Raw genomic sequence first — 2,043 nt, 5'->3', positions numbered from 1 at the left:
GTGCGGGCGCCATGGCCGCGCAGGAAGCCGCCCAGCCGAGCACCCCGGTGCTGGGCACCCCTTTCTGGCACCACGACCATGGCTGAGATGCTGCACGGAACCGCTTCGGGCCACGCCGCATCGGTGCGCGCCATCCTGGCCGCGCATGGCGCCGCCTTCGCCGACTTCCCATCCCAGCCGGCCCCCGTGCCGCTGTCCGGCGGCCCGGTGTACCGCGCGGCGCTGGAGGCCTGCAGCGCATTGGGTTTCATCGCCAGCGATGCCGAGTGCCTCGCCCGGGCCTGGCAGGCACAGACGGACCGCACCGGCGGCTTCGATGCCTCGCAGTGGCCCGATGCGCCGCAAGACTTCGGCCTGCAGCCGCTGCCGCACCGCCAGCCCTTCCCCGCCTGCCCCGAGCGGCTGGGTCTCTATGCAGTGCTGCCCGACGCGCAATGGGTGGGCCGCATGGCCCGTGCCGGCGTACCCACCGTGCAACTGCGCTACAAGACGGACGACGCACAAACCATCGCGCACGAAGTGCGGGCCGCCGTGGACGCCGTGCGCGGCACGCATGCCCTGCTGTTCATCAACGACCACTGGCAGGCCGCCATCGACGCGGGCGCCTATGGCGTCCACCTGGGCCAGGAAGACCTCGATGCGCTGGCGCCTGCGCAGCTGCAGGCCATCCGCGACGCCGGCCTGCGCCTGGGGGTCAGCACCCACGGCTATGCGGAAATGGTGCGCGCCGATGCCGCGGCGCCCAGCTATGTGGCCATGGGGGCGGTGTTTCCCACCACGCTCAAGAAGATGGCCACCGTGCCCCAGGGGGTGGCACGCCTGGCCGGCTACGCCCGGCTGATGCGGCACTACCCGATGGTCGCCATCGGCGGCATCGGGGCGCCGCAGTTCGGCGAGGTGCTGGCCACGGGCGTGGGCTCGATCGCCGTGGTGCGGGCACTCGTCAATGCCGACGATCCGGAAGCCGCGGCGCAGGATCTGATGGCCCGCATGGCGGGCTGACGCTGGCAACCCGCCAGGCGCGCCGCCATGGCAGAAAGCCGCAACGCGCGGCATGCCCTGCATCGAAAAAGGCCCCGAAGGGCCTTTTTTCCGTTACTTGTCCGTGCGCTGCTTTCGCTCCAGCTCTTCGAGCTCCAGACGCAACTCCATCTTGTCGTTGTCCATGCCGAAGCCGACCGGATCCCCCGCCGAAGGCGGCGCGGTGACGGGCACCGGAGGCAGCTCGCTCAGCGTGAGCGGTGGTGGATCGGTCAGGTCGATGTCCAGCATGGCCTCGGAGATCGGCTTGGGGGCCAGAGGCGCCGGGATCGATTCCCAGGAGAACCCGGCAGACAGCGAGTCCAGCGATTGCAGCTCCTGCTCCCGACGCGCGGAGAGGCTGTCCACGCCGAAGGCGCTGGCGGAAGGCAATTCCGGCTCTGGCTCGATTTCCAGCGGCGGGGGCGTGAGGGGTGTGGTGCGGGTGCGTGGCGGCGGTGCCCCGCGGGCACTGGCCGGCGTGGTCTGCGCGATGGCCAGCAACAGCAACAGATCGTCGTAGGCCGCCAGATCGAACGGCGAGGCGATGGCGTCTTCGCCGCGGCGGAACAGGCAGCCTTCGAGGGTGTCCAGCACCTCGGGGGAGGACCATTCGGCCTCGATGGCCGCCAGCGCTTCCGTGTAGCTTTCCAGCGTCAGGCCCGTCCGGTGGAACGAGGAGAACTCCGGCACCTGCGCATTGAACTGCGCCTGGAACTGGGCACGCAGCTGATTGAAGCTGTCCACGCGGCTGAGCGTGTGGTACAGGCGCAGCAACTCCAGGTAGGCAAAGGGCGAGGTCTCTCCATGCTCGGCAATGTGGCGCTTGAGCACACCGATGGCCTGGTCATGCTCGCCCACCGACACGAAGAAGTCGGCCTGCTGCTGAATGTCGAACAGGTCCTCCGGATGCACGATGGGCGCGGCCCGGACAGCAGATGGCGGCGGCACCAAGGACACGGGCGGCACGGGGGGGCGGCGGCGCCAGGGGGGCTGGCGCGCTGCGCAACGAGGGCTCGGTGC

Annotated in this window: 2 protein-coding genes and 1 pseudogene; 2 read left to right on the top strand and 1 reads right to left on the bottom strand. The window is 70.2% G+C overall.

The annotated features are described in order from the left end of the window. Together AC27KI_RS23560 and AC27KI_RS23555 are read left to right on the top strand one after the other, a co-directional pair. A pseudogene (locus AC27KI_RS23560) lies at positions 1 to 86 on the top strand (thiazole synthase); the annotation flags it as partial. Continuing rightward, positions 79 to 1,002, top strand: coding sequence for a thiamine phosphate synthase (locus AC27KI_RS23555; protein ID WP_487116149.1), 924 nt, complete (start codon positions 79 to 81; stop codon positions 1,000 to 1,002). The pseudogene AC27KI_RS23560 and the gene AC27KI_RS23555, both read left to right, overlap by 8 nt. 93 nt (positions 1,003 to 1,095) lie before the next feature. Here AC27KI_RS23555 and AC27KI_RS23550 read toward each other — a convergent pair whose 3' ends face one another. Then, positions 1,096 to 1,980 (bottom strand): hypothetical protein, encoded by an 885-nt coding sequence (locus AC27KI_RS23550; RefSeq protein ID WP_487116147.1) that lies wholly within the window; start codon positions 1,978 to 1,980, stop codon positions 1,096 to 1,098. Between the last annotated feature and the right edge of the window lie 63 nt (positions 1,981 to 2,043).

It is taken from the genome of Acidovorax sp. KPB24-03 (assembly GCF_057546605.1).
The sequence above is the reverse complement of the archived record's forward strand: the minus strand, read 5'-3'. Positions and strand labels throughout refer to the sequence as shown.